Here is a 16,500-nt window from a genome sequence, read left to right as displayed (position 1 = left end):
ATTGCTTGCACCCTGTGGCGTGGTGGCGATAGACAGGTCCGCACATCGACAAGGGGAACGCGCCATTTTAGCGAAACAGGACAGCCGCCGCGACTGGTCCGACCAATATTGGTGGTCGGGCGATGGTGTGCGGCTGCATGCGCGCGTCTATGCGGGGCCGGACGGGACCGAGCATGCGCCGCCGGTGCTGTGCATGCCGGGACTTGCGCGCAACGCGCGCGATTTCGAGCTGCTGGCGCCGCATGTCGCGCAGCATCGCACAACGATCGTCATCGAATTCCGCGGGCGGGGCGAGAGCGCCTATGCCAAGGATCCAATGACCTATGTTCCGCTGACCTATGTCCAGGATGTCGCCGCCTTGCTTGATGAAATGGCGATCGATCGCTTTGCGACGATCGGCACGTCGCTGGGCGGGCTGGTGTCGATGTTGATGGCCACGACGCTGCCCGGGCGGCTGGTCGGCGCGGTGCTCAACGACGTGGGGCCGGAGCTTCAGACCAGCGGGCTTGAGCGGATCCGCGATTATATCGGCGCGGGCGGCAGTCAGCCGACGTGGATGCACGCGGCGCGCGCCTTTTCCGAACTCAACGGAGCGATCTATCCGCACTATGCCATCCACGACTGGCTGCGGCTGACCAAGCGTACCCACCGGCTGACCCCCGAAGGCCGGATCGTCACCGATTATGACAAGCAGATCGCGGCGCCGCTGCGCGTGACCGGCGGCGAAGCGGCGCTCGATATGTGGCCGGTCTATCGCGCGCTCCGTAATGCTCCGCTGCTGATCCTGCGCGGCGAGCTGTCGGACATTTTAGCGCGGTCGGCGGGTGAAAAGATGGTTGCTGAACTGCCGCATGCCAAGCTGATCGAGGTGCAAGGCGTCGGCCACGCTCCGACGCTCGACGAGCCTGAAGCGGTTGCGGCGATCGATGCGTGGCTGGCAGAACTGCCGACCGCGTGACCGGCGTTTTACCGCCTGCGCGCCTGTTGCACCTCCATTCCAGCTTTTCGCTGGGGGGCAAGGAAGCCCGCGCCGTCCGGCTGATGAATCTGATGGGGCCACGCGCCCGCCACACTGTCTTGTCGGCAGTGCCTGATGCGATGGGCGCGCGCGATGCGATCGGTCCAGCTATCGACGTCGAGTTTCCGGCCGACGCGCCGCCGCTGCACGGGAAGCCGGCGCTGGCGCGTTACCGCGATCTTTCTGCTTATATGCAGCAGTTCGACCTGGTGCTCAGCTTTAATTGGGGATCGATGGACGGGGTGATGGCGCACCGCGTCTTTGCGCCGTTTCGCGACCTGCCGCCGCTAATCCATCACGAGGATGGGTTCAACGAGGATGAAAGCGTCCGGCGCAATTGGAAACGCAACGGTTTTCGCCGCCTCGCGCTGCCGACCGCCGAGGCGCTGGTGGTGCCGTCGACGCTCCTCGAGCGGATCGCCTCGGACGAATGGCGCGCTCGGCGGCGCACGGTGCTGATCCGCAACGGCATCGACACCTCGGCATATCAAGCCAAGCCATCGGTCGCGATTCCGGGGTTCGCACGCCGTGAAGGCGAGGTCGTGATCGGCACCGTTGCTGGGCTGCGCAAGGTCAAGAATCTGCCGCGGCTCGTCCGTGCGGTTGCAACTTTGCCCACCAATGTCCGGCTGGTCATCGTCGGCGAAGGGCCGGAACGCGCGGCAATCGCGGCAGAGGCGGCGGCGTGCGAGATTGCCGACCGACTGGTGATGCCGGGGTTCATGACCGAGCCGGCACGCTGGATCGGCCATTTCCACCTGCTCGCGCTGTCGTCGCAGAGCGAGCAGGCGCCGATTGCGGTGATCGAGGCGATGGCGGCGGGCTTGCCTGTAGTGAGCCCTGATGTGGGCGATGTCGCTGCGATGGTCGCACCCGACAACCAGCACTTTATCGCCGCCGACGAAACGCGCTTTCGCGCCGCATTGGCCGAGCTGACGGCCGATGGCGACCTGCGCGCGCGGATCGGCGCCGCGAACCGGCGCGTCGCTGCCGAGCGGTTCGACGAATCGGCGATGGTCGCGGCCTATGAAAATCTCTATGGTGGGGCGCTCAAAGGCCGCCGCCTCTTTGCGGGCTAACCAGCCGCGGAACCATTGACTTTCGCCGCGCGCTTCCGCTTACGGAACCGGCATGGGGACTGGCCGGAATGGGAACGGCCGGTGGAGAGAAAGAGATCTAGAATGTTCAAAGGATTGAAGCCCATCCTTTACGGCGGACGTGAAGTCTGGCCGTTGGTCGAGGGCGGCAAGGGTGTGTCGGCGACCAACCATATGTCGAGCGGCGCCTGGGCCGCGGCGGGCGGCATCGGCACCGTGTCGGCGGTGAACGCCGACAGCTATGACGCCGAGGGCAAGATCGTCCCGCAGGTTTACAAGTCCCTGACCCGCAAGGAACGCCACGAGGAACTGATCCACTATGGCATTGAGGGCGCCGTCGCGCAGGTCGAACGCGCCTATGAGGTGTCGGGCGGCAAGGGCGCGATCAACATCAACGTCCTGTGGGAAATGGGCGGCGCGCAGCAGATCTTAGAAGGCGTGCTGGCCCGGACCAAGGGCATGGTCGCGGGGGTCACCTGCGGTGCCGGGATGCCGTACAAGCTCAGCGAAATCGCTGAGCGTCACAATGTCATGTACCTGCCGATCATCAGCTCGGCGCGCGCCTTTCGCGCGCTGTGGAAGCGCGCCTATCATAAGGCGCCGCACCTGCTGGGCGCGGTCGTGTATGAAGATCCCTGGCTGGCCGGCGGTCACAACGGTCTGTCGAACGCCGAAGACCCGCTGGTCCCGCAGGACCCGTACCCGCGCGTGAAAGCGCTGCGCGACGTCATGACGGCGGAAGGGATTGCCGCCTCTGTACCGATCGTGATGGCCGGCGGCGTCTGGTATCTGCGCGACTGGGAAAACTGGATCGACAACCCCGAGCTCGGCCAGATCGTTTTCCAGTACGGCACCCGCCCGCTGCTGACCGAAGAAAGCCCGATTCCCCAGGCGTGGAAGGACCGCCTCCGCACCCTCGACGACGGCGATGTGCTGCTCCACCGCTTTTCGCCGACGGGCTTTTACTCGAGCGCGGTGCGCACGCCCTTCCTGCGCGATCTCGAAGCGCGTTCGGAGCGTCAGATTCCCTATTCGAAGCAGGAAGCGGGCGATCATATCGTCCAGCTCGACGTCGGGGTGAAGGGCAAGAATTTCTGGGTCACCCCCCACGACCGCGCCCGCGCGCGCGACTGGGCGGCGGAAGGCTATACCGAGGCGCTGAAGACGCCCGACAACACGGTGGTGTTTGTCACCGAAACCGACAAGGCGGTGATCCGCAAGGATCAGACCGATTGCATGGGCTGCCTGTCGCACTGCGGCTTTTCGTCGTGGAAGGACCATGACGATTACACCACCGGCTACCTCGCCGACCCGCGCAGCTTTTGCATCCAGAAGACGCTGCAGGACATCGCGCACGGCGGTGATCCTGAGCAAAATCTGATGTTTGCGGGCCATGCCGCGTTCAACTTCAAGACCGACCCGTTTTATTCGAACAACTTCACCCCGACGGTGAAGCAGCTGGTCGATCGGATCTTGACGGGGGATTGATTGCTATCGCCCCCGCGAAGGCGGGGCCGCAGGCGCCCTTGCCCCAGCAAAGCAGCGTAAACCGACAACGGCCCCCGCCTGGGCGCGGGCGACGGGGTATTAAACCCAACCCTCCAGCACCTGATCCTGCGGACGATGGCCGTCGCACCAGGCGCGGATGTTGGCGATGACTTTTTCGCCCGAAGCCTCTCGGCCCTCGATGGTTGCAGATCCCAGGTGCGGGAGCAGCACGACATTATCGAGCGCGAGCAGCGCGGGGTCGACCGCGGGCTCGTGGGTATATACATCGAGGCCGGCGCCCGCGATACGCCCGGTCTGGAGCGCCGCAATCAGCGCCTTTTCGTCGACGATCTCACCGCGCGCGGTGTTGATGAGGTAGGCCGTTGGCTTCATCGACCCGATGCGCGCTGCGTTGACCAACTCATGCGTTTCGGCGGTGTGCGGGCAGTGGAGCGTCACGATGTCGCTGATCCGCAGCAAGGTGTCGACGCTGGCATGATAGCTCGCGCCCAATTCCTCCTCGATCGCTTCGGGGAGGCGCCGACGGTTATGATAATGGATCGACAGGCCGAACGCGCGCGCGCGGCGCGCCACCGCCAGCCCGATGCGCCCCATGCCGATGATGCCCAGCAATTTGCCGCCGACCCGGTGGCCCAACATCGCGCTGGGCGCCCATCCGGCCCATTGGCCCGATCGCATCAGTTTCTCGCCCTCGGCGAGGCGCCGCGGCACCGACAGGATCAGTGCCATCGTCATGTCGGCGGTATCCTCGGTGAACACGCCTGGGGTGTTCGACACCATGATGCCCTTTGCGCGCGCCGCTGCCAGGTCGATATGGTCGAACCCGGCGCCGAAGTTGGCGATCAGTTTGAGCCTTTCGCCCGCCGCCGCCAGCACCTCTGCATCGATCTCGTCGGTCACCGTCGGCACGAACACGTCGCAGTCGGCCACGGCAGCCTTCAACTCGTCCTTGGTAAAGGCTTGATCATTGGCCGAGAGCGCGACGTCAAACAATTCGGCCATGCGCGCTTCGACATGCGGCATCAACTGGCGGGTGACGATCACGCGTGGGCGTTTCGGGCGGGATGAATCGGGCATGGGCGCCGATAGAGCGCGCCGCGGCGCGGCGGTCAAGTGCGCTAGCGCGTAAAGAACCGCGAAAAGTCTGGGGATGAACGCAGCCTTTTGCGCGGCGAGCGGTTGAATTGGCGACCCGATTTTGACAAGGCAATATGATGACCAGCCGCCTGATACTCGCAGCCGCCGCGCTGACAGCCGTCGTGGGACCGGCCGCCGCGCAATCCGACCCCGTCAAACTGCCCTATTGGGCGTCGATCAGCGTCGATGAGGCGCGGATGCGCAAGGGGCCGTCGCCCGACGTGCCGGTGATCTGGGAATATCGGCGCAAGGATTTGCCGGTCAAGGTCGTCGCCCGCCATGAGACGTGGCGCAAGATCGTGGATCCCGACGGGACGCAGGGCTGGATGGCGGCGCGATTGCTCAGCCGCACCCGCACCGCGATCGTCACCGGCGACATCCGACCGCTGCGCGAAGCGGCCAGCGCATCGGCTGCCGTCGCTTACCGCGCCGAACCTGGCGTGGTCGGGCGGATCACCGATTGCGCCGACGGCTGGTGCCGCTTTAACGTCAAGGGCCGGAGCGGCTGGATCCAGACCGACCATATATGGGGCGACTGACGCCGTCCCCGATAGCGCCGGTCATCGGTATCATTTTTTCTTGGGCGTGACGGTGACCGCTGCTCCGTCGGGCGCCGTCGCCGTAAAGCTGCCGTCTGCGGCGGTCGGGGACAGGCTCCAGCACGCTTCGCTTTCGTCGCCATCGGGATCGAAGCAGTCCTTACCATCCTTGTGCGTTAGCTTGCCTTTGATGGCTTTACCCTTGGGATCGGTATCGACATAAGTTCCATCGGCATTGATCGTGGTCGACGCGATGGTGCCATCGGCCATCCTCACCTCATAGTCGCCCGGCGGTGTCCCGGTGCTCGCTGGTACCGCGGCAGCGGTGGTTTCGGCAGCCGCGGCGGTTTTCTTTGTTTCCTCGGCTTGCTGCGAGCAGGCGGACAAAGCGGCGAAAGCGGCGAGCAGGACGAAGTTTTTGACGGCGTGATCTCCCCGGTCAGAATGCGTGCAGGCTAGGTTTATCGTGAGACGGCGACAATCCCCCAATAGGCGTACCAAAAAAGGGCCGATGGTTTCCCATCGACCCTTCTTGGTTACCTTGCCTCAGCCAGCGCTTAGCGGCGCCAGTTGAAGTGGTTGCGGTACACCTTCACCACCCGACCGTTCCGCGCGTTCACGAGCAGCAGGTCGTTGTAGTGACGCACATAGGTCAGGTTACGACCGGCGCGCGGCACGCCCCATCGGCTGTCGTAGCTCGGACGGTACGCCGGGGCGTAATAGTTCGAGCGGAGCGTCGCACCTACGCGGAACTGCTGGTAACGGAACGGCGCGCGATAGTCGGAATAGCGGCGATCCTGGCGCCAATCGCGCTTGTCTTCGCGCAGCTCCTGACGCGCCTCGCGGACGTCGCGGCGTTCTTCGCGAACATCGCTGCGGTCGCCATAGCGCTGCGCCTGACGTAATTCGCGCTGCTCTTCGCGAACGTCCTGACGGCTTTCACGAACTTCGCCGCGCGACTGCGCCGCGGCCGCGCCCGGGACCATCAGGGCCGCGATCAGCCCGGCGGTAAGAAATTTGGTCTTCATTGGTCTATCCTTTCAATCCGTCAGGGGGAGGGGACTGCCCGATGACAAATGACGGATTAGGCGATTCGATTTGAACGGCGCCGGAATGCGCCGTTTATTTTCAAGACATTAGTGTCGCAATTTGTCGCGACGAAACGACGAAACGGCGCCGCCTTGCGACGGCGCCGTGCAACTTTTTCGATTAGCGGGTCAGATCAGCTCGACCGCCACCGCCGTGGCTTCGCCGCCGCCGATACACAGGCTGGCAATACCGCGCGTCTTGCCGTGACGTTGCAGCGCAGCGATCAGCGTCGTGATGATGCGGGTGCCGCTGGCGCCGATTGGATGGCCGAGCGCGGTGGCGCCGCCGTGGACGTTGATCTTGTCGTGCGGAATGCCAAGGTCGTGCATCGCGAACATCGCGACGCAGGCAAAGGCTTCGTTGACTTCGAACAGGTCGACGTCGCCGATCGTCCAACCCGCCTTGGCCAGCACCTTGTTGATCGCGCCGACCGGGGCGATAGTGAAGTCCTTTGGTTCCTGCGCATGCGCGGCGTGCGCGACGAGGCGCGCGACGGGCTTCGCGCCCTTGGCGTCGGCTATCGACTGGCGGGTCAGCACGACGGCGGCGGCGCCGTCCGAAATCGAGCTGCTGGTCGCCGCCGTGATCGTGCCGTCCTTGGCAAAGGCGGGCTTCAGCGTCGGGATCTTGTCGGGCATCGCCTTGCTGGGGGCTTCGTCGGTGTCGACAATGGTGTCGCCCTTGCGGCCCGCGATCGTTACCGGCGCGATTTCGGCGGCAAAAGCGCCATCGGTGATGGCGGCCTTGGCGCGGCTCAGCGATGCCAGCGTATAATCATCCTGTGCCTGACGGCTCAGTTGATAGGCGTCAGCAGTATCCTGCGCAAAAGTCCCCATCGCGCGGCCCGCCTCATAGGCATCTTCCAGCCCGTCGAGGAACATATGGTCATAGGCGGTGTCGTGACCGATGCGCGCGCCACCGCGATGCTTTTTGAGTAAATAGGGCGCGTTGGTCATCGATTCCATGCCGCCAGCAACGATCAAATCGACGCTGCCCGCGGCGAGCGCTTCGGCGCCCATGATCACCGTCTGCATACCCGAACCGCACACCTTGTTGACGGTGGTTGCCTGCACCGACTTCGGCAGGCCGGCCTTGATCGCCGCCTGCCGTGCAGGTGCCTGGCCGAGGCCGGCGGGAAGAACGCAGCCCATGTAAATACGCTCGATATCGTCGCCGCTGACACCGGCACGCTCGACCGCTGCCTTGACCGCTGTCGCGCCGAGGTCGGTCGCGCTCGCGTCGGACAGGCTGCCCTGCATGCTGCCCATCGGGGTGCGGGCATAGGACAGAAAGACGACGGGATCGGTGGCGGTCATGGGACAAGACTCCGTAAGGGAAAACAGGATCGGCGGGTCGAATAGCGGAATTGCTGCAACTGCGAAAGGGGCTGAACGGAGATAAGCAGCCGGTTTCATCTTGCAACCCGCCGCGGCTCATGATCAAACACGCGCCATCAAATCAGGGAGACGGGCAATGGCAACGGTCGCAAGCAATATCACCGGGGAAACGCAGCGGATGGGCCAAGTGCTCGCCGCGCAAAAGGCGAGCTTTACCGCGGCGATGCCCGAGAGTCTTGCGGTCCGCACCGATCGCATCGACCGCGCGCTCGCGTTGCTCGTCGATCATGCCGAGGATTTTGCCAAGGCGGTCAGCGAGGATTTCGGGCATCGCAGCCGCGAGCAGACGTTGATGACCGACATCATGCCGTCGGTCAGTGCGCTGAAGCATGCGAAAAAGCATATGGCGAGCTGGGCGAAGGGCGAGAAGCGCAAGCCGACCTTCCCGCTGGGGCTGCTTGGGGCGAAGGCTGAGGTACAGTTTCAGCCCAAGGGCGTCGTCGGCGTCGTCGCGCCGTGGAATTTCCCGGTCGGCATGGTGTTTGTGCCAATGGCGGGCATATTGGCCGCGGGCAACCGCGCGATGATCAAGCCGAGCGAGTTCACCGAGAATGTCTCGGCGCTGATCGCGCGGCTGGTGCCCGAATATTTCGACGAGACCGAGATGGCGGTGTTCACCGGCGACGCCGACGTCGGCGTGGCTTTCTCGAAACTCGCTTTCGACCATATGATCTTCACCGGCGCGACGAGCGTCGGGCGCCATATCATGCGCGCCGCGGCGGACAATCTCGTTCCGGTGACACTGGAACTGGGCGGCAAATCGCCGACTTTTATCGGGCGCAGCGCGAACAAGGAGCTGGTCGGGCAGCGCGTCGCACTCGGCAAGATGATGAACGCCGGGCAGATCTGCCTCGCCCCCGATTATCTGCTCGTCGCCGAGGATCAGGAGGGCGACGTGATCGACAGCGTCACCAAGGGCGCGGCGGCGCTCTATCCGACGCTCCTCGCCAACGATGATTACACGTCGGTGGTCAACACGCGCAATTACGACCGGCTGCAATCCTATCTGACCGACGCGCGCGAAAAGGGCGCCGAGGTGATCGAGGTCAATCCGGGCGGCGAAGATTTTGCCAGCTCGAACGGCCACAAGATGCCACTCCATATCGTGCGCAACCCGACCGACGATATGAAGGTGATGCAGGAGGAAATCTTCGGCCCGATCCTGCCGGTCAAGACGTACAAAACGATCGACGACGCGATCGATTATGTGAACGCCAACGACCGGCCGCTCGGTCTCTATTATTTCGGGCAGGACAAGAGCGAGGAGGACCGTGTGCTGAGCCGCACCATCTCGGGCGGGGTGACGGTCAACGACGTGCTGTTCCACAATGCGATGGAGGATCTGCCCTTCGGTGGCGTCGGGCCGTCAGGGATGGGCAATTATCACGGTATTGACGGCTTCCGCACGTTCAGCCATGCGCGGGCGGTGTATCGGCAGCCGAAGCTGGATGTCGCCGGGCTGGCGGGGTTCAAGCCGCCCTATGGCAAGGCGACGGCAAAGACGCTGGCGAAGGAATTGAAGAAGTAGGCGTTCCCCTCCCTTGCAGGGAGGGGAGGTCTCAATCCGCTCCAGCGATCTTAATATCCTTGCCCAGCAACGTCTTCACATACACGCGCTGCACCAGCACATAGACCACGACCGTCAGCGGCGCCGCCAGCAGCACGCCGAGGAAGCCGAACAGCACCCCTGCGGCGACCACCGCGAACAGGAGTACCGCGGGCGGGACGTCGACCGCCTGTTTCTGGATCATCGGTTGCAGGAAATTGCCCTGCAACTGCTGGATCACCAGGAACAGAACGAGCGTCCAAAGCGCGGTGGCGGGCGAGACGGTGAAGGCGAGGAGCACTGCGGGGATGCCCGCGATGATCGGACCGATCATCGGGATCACGTCGAGCAGCCCGGCGATCAGCCCTAGCCCGCCGGCAGCCGGCACCCCGAGCAGCGCCAGCCCGGCGCCGGTCAAGGCCGCGACGACGAGCGACGATACGGCTTGTCCAACCATCCAGCCCTTCAGTCCGCGAGCGGCGTCGTCGAGCGCCAGTGAAGCGGTCTTCTCTGCCTTCGCGGGCATCAGCAGCAACAGGCCGCGGCGATAGGTTGCAGGGTCGCTGGCGAGGAAGATCGCGGCGACCAGCACGAGTACAAAATCGGCGATGCCGCTGCCCGCCGCCAGCGCGTAACCGCCCGCCTGGGAGACGAGCTGCGAAATATCGTTTCCGCCAACCTCGGCGAGTTCGCGAACCCGCGTACCGAGGCCGTAGCGATCGAGGAAGGCTTCGACCCCCTGCAGCGCGCGCGGCACCTGCTCGCGGATCGTGTCGACCTCGCTGGCGAGCTGCGATCCGAACAGGACGAACGCGCCGGTAAAGATCGCGATGATGCCGACGACCGAGCCGGCGAGCGCGAAGCCGCGCTTCATCTTGGTCCGGCGAACCAGCCAGCCCGCAATCGCGTCGAAAATCGCGCCCAGCACGATCGCCGCGAACACCAGCATGAAAAAGCGCGTCAGGGTGACGGCGAGCCACGCGACGCCGATGATGGCGATGACGACCACCGCGGCCAGCGCGATCCGTCCGGCCCCGAAGGTCGGCGCGGCGTCTGGCTTGGCGCGGGTCGATTGCGCGGGACGGGACGATAGGGCAGAGGCTGCCTTGGGCTTGTCGGTCATGTCCCCGTCTTATGCACGATGCCGCTTATCCACTAGACTAAAACCACCTTTCTGTGGCAACGGCACCTTCGCATCGGTCGTCCGGCGGGAATCAGTTCCGGCCAGACCGCCGTCCACGGGCCCCTGTGGTGAAATTGGTAGACGCGCCGCACTCAAAATGCGGTTCCGCAAGGAGTGCTGGTTCGAGTCCGGCCAGGGGCACCATCGGATTCTTCGACATTACTCGGACTCCGATCTGCGCTCGGCGCGCGCTTTTGACGCGATGCTGCCAGTCTGGCGCTTAATGTCGCCGCGGTGGCACCGTTAAATCATGCAAAATACGAAATTTATTCACGGTTGGCGCACAAGCTTGGCCAGTGGTTCGGAAAATTTGACTGAAATCATTAACTACGATCTGTATGGATATTGAATAATAATGAAAATTTTGATATTGGAACCAGCCTCGTTTTGCGAATTTTGCAATTGTTTTCGGGACTTGCCGGTTCTTGCTGACGCGGCTGCGATAAGGTGGACGACATGAGACAAACCCGTTTGTCGGACCCGAATGAGGAGTGCGACAACGCCGCCGCCAGTGATCGCCGCGGTGCCGATCGCTATCGCACGGTCTGGCGCATTGCGAAGATCAATCGCAATGGCGACGCCGGCCTGTGGCGCGTCCGTAACATTTCCGACCGGGGCATGATGCTGGCCGCCGATGTGCCGATCAGCATCGGCGAAAAGCTGGAAATTGCACTGTCCGACACGGTAAATCTGCGCGGCAAGGTCGTCTGGTCCGAGGGTGGACGCTGCGGCGTCGCGTTCGACAAGGAAGTCGATGTCGCCGACGTCCTGAAGCAACTGGCCGCGGAGCAGCGCGCGACCGGCTATCGCCAGCCGCGCCTGCCGGTGCACAGCCGCGCGCAGACGGTGACCGATGAAGGGACGGGCAACATCGAGTTGGTCGATCTGTCACAGCATGGTGCGGGTTTTCTCCACGATGGCCATTTCGAGGTCGGCAAGGAGATCGACCTGATCCTGCCCGGCGGGATCAAGCGCCGCGCCATTGTGCGCTGGTCGCGAGCCGGTCGCGGCGGGCTGTGGCTCACCCAGCCACTTGATCGCGCCGATCTGGAAAGCATCCGCCATTTCGAAAGCTGAACGCGGTTCGCGGCGTCAGATATCCTCGACCAACCGTCCGTAAAGCTGCGGGCGCCGGTCGCGGAAAAATCCCATCCCCGCGCGATGCCTTGTGGCGCGATCGAGGTCGATCGTTTCGATCAGCACGCCAGATTCGCTGGCGCCAAATTGCTGCGTCAAATCGCCCCATTCGTCGCTGATGAAGCTGTGGCCGTAGAAATTGGCGCCGCCTTCGGTCCCGATGCGGTTGGCGGCGATCACCGGCATGCAGTTCGACACCGCATGCCCCTGCATCGCGCGGCGCCACATGCGGCTGGTGTCGAGGTCGGCGTCGTAAGGCTCGCTGCCGATCGCGGTCGGATAAAACAGCAATTCGGCGCCCATCAACGCCATCGCGCGCGCACATTCGGGATACCATTGGTCCCAACACACCCCGACCCCGATCCGCGCGCCAAACATATCCCACACCTTGAAGCCTGTGTTGCCGGGGCGGAAATAGTATTTTTCTTCATAGCCCGGGCCGTCGGGGATATGGCTTTTGCGATAGGTGCCCATGATCGCGCCATCGGGGCCGATCATCGCGAGCGTGTTGTAATAATGCGGCCCGTCGCGCTCGAAAAAGCTCGTCGGGATCGCGACCTTCAGCTTGGCGGCGAGCGCCTGCATCGCGATGACGCTGGGGTGTTCGGCAGTCGGGCGGGCTGAGGCGAACAGCGCTTCATCCTCGGCCTGACAGAAATACGGCCCTTCGAACAGTTCGGGCGGCAGGATGATTTGCGCGCCTTGCGCTGCCGCGTCCGCGACGAGGGCAGTGACGGCCTCGATATTGCGCTGAACGGGGCCGGGCAGGGGAAGCTGCAAGGCAGCGACGGTGATCGTGCGGGTCATGGGTGCGCTATGCCGGAAGCTGCTGGCTCGAGCAATGGAAGCTGCCGCCGCCGGCGATGATGCCGAGGGCGGGGACGCCAACCGCACGGCGATCGGGGAACAACGCGGCGAGCGCCTCCACCGACGCCTGATCATTCGCCACGCCATAGGTCGGCACGACCACGACGCTGTTACCGATATAGAAGTTCATATAGCTCGCCGCCGCGATCTCGCCGTCGATCTCGATCCGACCGGGCGAGGGAAGGTCGACGATCTCGACTCCGCCGAACGCAGCGGTGCGCGCGCGCGCGTCGGCGTAGATGTGGGCGTTGGGATCGTCATCGCCGTGCGCGATGGGCAGGGCGAGACGTCCTTCGCCGACGAAGCGCGCCAGATTGTCGACATGGCCGTCGGTGTGGTCGCCGACTAGGCCGCCCCCGAGCCATAGCAACCGGTCGATGCCGAGCGACTGGTGGAGCCGCACCGCGATATCCTCGCGCGTCAGCGTGGGATTGCGGTTGGTGTTGAGCAGGCATTCCTCGGTGGTGACGCCCAGGCCGCTGCCGTCGACGTCGATCCCGCCGCCTTCGAGCACCCAGTCCTGATCGTCGACGGGAAGCCCGCTCGACGCGGCCAGCGCCGCACCGACCTCCTGATCGCCCGGCATCACGAACTTCTCGCCCCACCAGTTGAACTGGAAATTGCGCGCGCGCCGCGCCGCGCCGGTTCCCGCGATGATCGGCCCGGTGTCGCGCAGCCAGATGTCGCCGAGCGGCTGGGTCACAATGGAAACGCCGGAATCGACCAGCGCCGCGGCGATCTGCGCCTGCCGCTCGTCGTTGACGACCAGCCGCACCTGCTCGCCGCGGCCGCCGTCGTGGACGGCGTTGGCAAAGGCCGCGACATCGCGCCGCGCGGCGTCGATCTGTCCCGACCATTCGTCGGCAAGGTGCGGAAAGCCGATCCACACCGCTTCGTGTGGCGCCCATTCGGCGGGCATTTTTAGGGTCATGCGGTCGAAGTCCTCAATTTCCCTGTTTCGTCATTGCGAGCTGAGCGACGCAATCCAGAGGGGTTTACGCTACTCTGGATTGCCGCGTCGCTTGGCTCCTCGCAATGACGAGCGCAGGAACTATTTCGCGGCGCTGCGCGACTTGTCGCGGGCGGCGCGGAATTCGTCGCCTTCGACCCAGTTCGGCCACGCGTCGGTCATCGCCAGCATGCGGCCCGCGGCGTAATAGAGGCGCAGGTCGGCCATCATGCCGCCCCAGTTTGTGATCGCCTCATATTCGTCGCCCGGCGCGTGATAGCGGTTCTTTTCATAATCTTCCGACGCTTTCTGGCCCGCTTCGACGCCGCCCTCGACCAGCTCGTCGCCGCTTCCGAAATTGAACATCGGCACGCCCAGCTTGGCAAAGCTGAAGTGATCCGACCGATAGTAAAAGCCCTTTTCGGGAGTCGGCTCGGCCTTGACCGTGCGGCCTTCCATCCTCGCGAGCTTTTCGACATAGGCGTCGAGTTCGGACTTGCCGCCGCCGACGACCACGATGTCCTTCGCTGGCCCGACCGAGTTGAGTGCGTCCATATTGACCCCGCCGACGGTCTGCGACAGCGGGAACACTGGATTTTCGGCATAATATTTCGATCCGAGCAGCCCCGATTCCTCGGCGGTCACCGCAAGGAACACGATGCTGCGGTCGGGCGCCCCCGCTTTGTTGAACGCTTGCGCCAGCGTCACCAAGCCCGCGATGCCGGTCGCATTGTCGACCGCGCCGTTGCAGATGTCGTCGCCAGCGACGGGCGTGCAGCGGCCAAGATGGTCCCAATGGCCGGTATAAAGTACATATTCGTCAGGGCGCTTGGCGCCCGGCAGCACGCCGATGACGTTGCGCGACATCTTCTTGGCAATCTCGTTGTCAAAGCCGAAGTTGGCCTTCACGCCGGTCAGCGCGACGGGTTTGAAGCCCTTCTTCTTCGCTGCTTCGCGCACCGCGTCGAAATCTTGTCCGGCGCTCGCGAACAATTCCTTCGCTTTGGGCAACTGGATCCAGCCGTTGGCGACCGTCTGACTCGCGCCGCCGTCCTTGCTTTCGGCCAGATATTGGGTGCCGGTGTTGCTCGATTCGACGACGTTCCAGCCATAGGCGGCAGGTTCGGTGTCGTGGACGATCAGCACCGCCGCGGCGCCCTGGCGCGCCGCTTCTTCATATTTGTACGACCAGCGGCCATAATAGGTCATCGCGCGGCCATTGAATTCGCCCTTGGCTTCGGCGGTCTGCCAGTCGGGGTCGTTGACGAGGACGACGACGGTCTTCCCCTTCACATCAAGCCCGGCATAATCGTTCCAGCCCTTTTCGGGGGCATTGATGCCGTAACCGACAAAGACGACGTCGCTATCCTTGACCTCGGTCGTCGGCTGCACGCGATAGCTGAACGCCACATAATCCTTGGCATATTGGGCAGTGACCGGCGCCTTCCCGCCGGTGAAGGTCAGCGGTGTCGCGTTCTTCGCAGTGATCTCGACCAGCGGCACATCCTGCGTCCAGCTGCCGTTGTTTCCGGGCTTCAGCCCCGCTTCCTGATATTTCTTGATCAGATAGGCGACGGTCTTTTCCTCGCCGGGTGTGCCGGGTGCGCGGCCTTCATAGGAATCGAGCGACAGCTCCTTCGTGATCTCCTGCAACGTCGCGAGCGACAGTTCGGGGATTTCGACGTCGGGGATGGCGACCTGCGACGCGGCGTTCTTGTCGGACGCGTTGCATGCGGCAACGGTCAAAAGAAGCGCAAGCGCTGCGGTCGTTCGCGGGAAACGAAGCATGACATATCCTTGAGGCTTGTTCGTGATGAACCGGCTTGTGCCAGCCGGGGCGCGCTCATGCAAGAAGGGCGGCCCTTGCGGACCGCCCTTGATGAAATCGTTTCGGTGGGAACCGGATCAGCGCGAATAGAATTCGACGACCAGGTTCGGTTCCATCTTCACCGGATAGGGTACTTCGTCAAGCGTCGGGACGCGAACGTAAGTGGCCTTGGTGCCGTCGATCGCCAGATATTCGGGCAGATCGCGCTCGGGCAGGCTCTGCGCTTCGGCGACCAGCGCCATTTCCTGCGCCTTTTTCCCGAGGGTGATTTCGTCACCCGGCTTCACGAGGCGGCTGGCGACGTTGCACTTGACGCCGTTCACATAGACGTGACCGTGGCTGACCAGCTGGCGCGCCGAGAAGATCGTCGGAGTGAATTTCGAGCGATAGACCACCGCGTCGAGGCGGCGTTCGAGCAGGCCGATCAGGTTCTGGCCGGTGTCGCCCTTCATCCGCGAGGCTTCGAAATAGTTCTTCTTGAACTGCTTTTCGGTAATGTCGCCGTAATAGCCCTTCAGCTTCTGCTTTGCGCGCAGCTGGATGCCGAAATCGGACACCTTGCCCTTGCGGCGCTGACCGTGCTGGCCGGGGCCATATTCGCGGCGGTTGACCGGGCTCTTCGGGCGACCCCAGATGTTTTCACCCATCCGGCGGTCGAGTTTATACTTGGCGCTATGGCGCTTCGACATATGTCGTCTCCAACTTGCTATGTGCCGAGAGATTTCGGCGTGTCCCGGGTCGCACCATATGGGTATCGAGACCGGCTCGACGCCATATGCGACCGCCGCTTCACCGGGGTGCGGGGTCCATTGCGAAGGCGCGCGGTTAGACGGAGAGGGGGGCAAAGTCAAGCGCGGCAGTCGTGCCGTGATGCGTGCCTCGACAGCATCGGAAAAACCGCTAAAGGCAGCGCGCATGACCGCTGCCAAATCTCCCGAAGCCTGCGAAACGATGACCGATGTGCGTGCGGGGGTCGATCAGGTCGACCGCGAACTCGTCGGGTTGCTTGTCCGCCGCTTCGGCTATATGAACGCCGCGGCGCGGATCAAGACCGACCGCGCTATTGTCCGCGACGAAGCACGCAAGGCGCAGGTGCTGGATAATGTGGCGCGCGAAGCGGCCGCCGCCGGGCGTTAGCCCCAACCGCGGCGCGCCGGATGGAACGAACTGGTCGAGCAATAGAACGCCCCAGAGGCGGGCGAAA

At 63.9% G+C, this 16,500-nt stretch carries 15 protein-coding genes, 1 tRNA gene and 1 pseudogene; 8 read left to right on the top strand and 9 right to left on the bottom strand.

Annotated elements, in window-relative coordinates:
* Window positions 1-22: 22 nt before the first annotated feature.
* From K0M74_RS08370 to K0M74_RS08360, 3 genes are all read left to right on the top strand, one after another.
* Complete coding sequence (locus K0M74_RS08370) at window positions 23-958, top strand: alpha/beta hydrolase (protein ID WP_293970453.1); 936 nt, start codon at window positions 23-25, stop codon at window positions 956-958.
* Window positions 931-2,097, top strand: a complete 1,167-nt coding sequence (locus tag K0M74_RS08365; protein WP_293970450.1) for a glycosyltransferase family 4 protein — start codon at window positions 931-933, stop codon at window positions 2,095-2,097. Before K0M74_RS08370 ends, K0M74_RS08365 begins: the two co-directional genes overlap by 28 nt.
* A 102-nt stretch (window positions 2,098-2,199) precedes the next feature.
* Complete coding sequence (locus K0M74_RS08360) at window positions 2,200-3,603, top strand: nitronate monooxygenase (protein WP_293970447.1); 1,404 nt, start codon at window positions 2,200-2,202, stop codon at window positions 3,601-3,603.
* Between the two features lie 99 nt (window positions 3,604-3,702).
* On the opposite strand, the gene K0M74_RS08355 is transcribed toward K0M74_RS08360, so the two are convergent.
* Window positions 3,703-4,701, bottom strand: coding sequence for a D-glycerate dehydrogenase (locus tag K0M74_RS08355; protein WP_293970444.1), 999 nt, complete (start codon window positions 4,699-4,701; stop codon window positions 3,703-3,705).
* A gap of 137 nt (window positions 4,702-4,838) precedes the next feature.
* On the opposite strand from K0M74_RS08355, the gene K0M74_RS08350 reads away from it, so the two are divergent.
* Window positions 4,839-5,300 (top strand): SH3 domain-containing protein, encoded by a 462-nt coding sequence (locus K0M74_RS08350; protein ID WP_293970441.1) that lies wholly within the window; start codon window positions 4,839-4,841, stop codon window positions 5,298-5,300.
* 30 nt (window positions 5,301-5,330) lie between these two features.
* Here K0M74_RS08350 and K0M74_RS08345 read toward each other — a convergent pair whose 3' ends face one another.
* The 3 genes from K0M74_RS08345 to K0M74_RS08335 all read right to left on the bottom strand — a co-directional run bounded on the left by K0M74_RS08345 (window position 5,331) and on the right by K0M74_RS08335 (window position 7,705).
* Window positions 5,331-5,687 carry a hypothetical protein gene (locus tag K0M74_RS08345; RefSeq protein WP_293970438.1) on the bottom strand — a complete coding sequence of 119 codons (357 nt, stop codon included), beginning with the start codon at window positions 5,685-5,687 and terminating at the stop codon, window positions 5,331-5,333.
* Window positions 5,688-5,857: 170 nt separating this feature from the next.
* A complete protein-coding gene (locus K0M74_RS08340; RefSeq protein WP_293970435.1) occupies window positions 5,858-6,328 on the bottom strand; it encodes a DUF1090 family protein in 471 nt (156 codons plus the stop codon).
* Window positions 6,329-6,517: 189 nt separating this feature from the next.
* On the bottom strand, window positions 6,518-7,705 hold the full coding sequence (locus K0M74_RS08335) for an acetyl-CoA C-acyltransferase (RefSeq protein WP_293970432.1): 1,188 nt from the start codon (window positions 7,703-7,705) through the stop codon (window positions 6,518-6,520).
* Between the two features lie 157 nt (window positions 7,706-7,862).
* On the opposite strand from K0M74_RS08335, the gene K0M74_RS08330 reads away from it, so the two are divergent.
* Window positions 7,863-9,314 (top strand): coniferyl aldehyde dehydrogenase, encoded by a 1,452-nt coding sequence (locus K0M74_RS08330; protein WP_293970429.1) that lies wholly within the window; start codon window positions 7,863-7,865, stop codon window positions 9,312-9,314.
* Window positions 9,315-9,345: 31 nt separating this feature from the next.
* On the opposite strand, the gene K0M74_RS08325 is transcribed toward K0M74_RS08330, so the two are convergent.
* Window positions 9,346-10,455 (bottom strand): AI-2E family transporter, encoded by a 1,110-nt coding sequence (locus K0M74_RS08325; RefSeq protein WP_293970425.1) that lies wholly within the window; start codon window positions 10,453-10,455, stop codon window positions 9,346-9,348.
* A gap of 119 nt (window positions 10,456-10,574) precedes the next feature.
* On the opposite strand from K0M74_RS08325, the gene K0M74_RS08320 reads away from it, so the two are divergent.
* Both K0M74_RS08320 and K0M74_RS08315 read left to right on the top strand, forming a co-directional pair.
* A tRNA-Leu gene (locus K0M74_RS08320) sits at window positions 10,575-10,659 on the top strand.
* A 312-nt stretch (window positions 10,660-10,971) separates the two neighbouring features.
* Entirely contained in the window at window positions 10,972-11,592 is a 621-nt protein-coding gene (locus K0M74_RS08315) for a PilZ domain-containing protein (RefSeq protein ID WP_293970422.1), read from the top strand.
* 15 nt (window positions 11,593-11,607) lie between these two features.
* Here the strand turns inward: K0M74_RS08315 and aguB are convergent, their stop codons facing one another.
* The 4 genes from aguB to rpsD form a co-directional block, all read right to left on the bottom strand.
* On the bottom strand, window positions 11,608-12,459 hold the full coding sequence (gene aguB / locus K0M74_RS08310) for an N-carbamoylputrescine amidase (RefSeq protein WP_293970419.1): 852 nt from the start codon (window positions 12,457-12,459) through the stop codon (window positions 11,608-11,610).
* 7 nt (window positions 12,460-12,466) lie between these two features.
* Window positions 12,467-13,450, bottom strand: coding sequence for an agmatine deiminase family protein (locus tag K0M74_RS08305; protein WP_293970416.1), 984 nt, complete (start codon window positions 13,448-13,450; stop codon window positions 12,467-12,469).
* A 120-nt stretch (window positions 13,451-13,570) separates the two neighbouring features.
* Entirely contained in the window at window positions 13,571-15,256 is a 1,686-nt protein-coding gene (locus tag K0M74_RS08300; protein ID WP_293970413.1) for a M28 family metallopeptidase, read from the bottom strand.
* Between the two features lie 117 nt (window positions 15,257-15,373).
* The gene (gene rpsD, locus K0M74_RS08295) at window positions 15,374-15,985 is read right to left on the bottom strand and encodes a 30S ribosomal protein S4 (RefSeq protein ID WP_088441602.1); all 612 of its coding nucleotides are present in this window, start codon (window positions 15,983-15,985) and stop codon (window positions 15,374-15,376) included.
* A gap of 226 nt (window positions 15,986-16,211) precedes the next feature.
* On the opposite strand from rpsD, the pseudogene K0M74_RS08290 reads away from it, so the two are divergent.
* Window positions 16,212-16,427: pseudogene (locus tag K0M74_RS08290) on the top strand (chorismate mutase); the annotation flags it as partial.
* Between the last annotated feature and the right edge of the window lie 73 nt (window positions 16,428-16,500).

Origin of the sequence: Sphingopyxis sp. (assembly GCF_019459305.1) — a bacterium.
GTDB lineage: Bacteria > Pseudomonadota > Alphaproteobacteria > Sphingomonadales > Sphingomonadaceae > Sphingopyxis.
Note: the sequence above shows the minus strand (reverse complement) of the source record. Positions and strands in the feature narration are given on the sequence as shown.